The sequence below is a fragment of the Yersinia sp. IP36721 genome, assembly GCF_003634395.1.
Taxonomy (GTDB): Bacteria; Pseudomonadota; Gammaproteobacteria; order Enterobacterales; family Enterobacteriaceae; genus Yersinia; species Yersinia entomophaga.
In genome coordinates, this window is the sequence record NZ_QCZL01000074.1 from 1 (window position 1) to 1,042 (window position 1,042).

Here is a 1,042-nt window from a genome sequence, read left to right on the forward strand (position 1 = left end):
TACGGCTTCAATTTTGAATTCTTCAGTGAAATTTTTGGCTGACATAAACACTCCTTCATTGAGCCTCCATTATGAGGCAAAAAAGTGTCTACGAAACCCGGGTCTATTCAGTATTTCCCGAGTTTGTACTCAAGGGTTGATTTACTGACATCTGTAGTAAATTCAGGAACAAATATATCAGTATCATCAAGAGTTAACGAATTTTGGGGAAGGGTAAACTTGGATATCGATAAGAAGTGTTGCTGCATCCCGATGTGCAGCTGTGTCATTTGACAGTCTCGGCTTTCTTCTTTGGTTGTGTGAGAGAAATGGTGGCTTATTACCCTACCGTTGTTCTTTGCTACCAGAGCGTCCCCACAGTTCTTACAGATGCATTCACACCGTTTGCCGTTAGGAACGGCATCAACGTGAACAATTTTGTTTGTATCTTTATGGAGGGCATACTCAAAAAGCATTTATTCTTTTAGCATCCTTTCTCAGATATATCGTTGATTTATCATCATTTGTTCTATTCTTGATTGGAAGGCATCTTTTCCAACTTATCGGTTTATTCTTGCATCATTACCCTGCTTTCATCAAGGTAATGTAAAGATCTCGTATAACCGAGCGCTGGCTGATGTGTAAGTATCCCGCTTAAACGGCCCATTCACTTTTAGAGATCTTCCGACATACTGATGATGTCACCTGAGGAGATCCTTATGCGCAAGATCCGATTTACCGAGCACCAGATCATCGCCGTACTGAAGTCCGTCGAAGCGGGTAGGACCGTCAAAGATGTGTGCCGCGAGGCTGCTATTTCCGAAGCCAGCTATTACAATTGGAAGGCGAAATATGGCGGGATGGAAGCCGCTGATATCAAAAAAATCAAAGATCTAGAAGACGAGAATCGCCGTCTGAAGCAGATGTTTGCCGACCTGAGTCTGGAATGCCGTGCGCTGAAAGACGTCATCGAAAAAAAGCTTTAAAACCAGCGATAAAGCGTGAGCTCGTCAACTATCTGACCACGCAGTTTACGATGAGCATACGCCAGGCATGCAGGACG

At 43.6% G+C, this 1,042-nt stretch carries 1 pseudogene; it reads left to right on the forward strand.

Annotated features, from left to right (window positions below):
- Nucleotides 1-698: 698 nt before the first annotated feature.
- Nucleotides 699-1,042, forward strand: a pseudogene (locus DBA33_RS20350) (transposase); the annotation flags it as partial.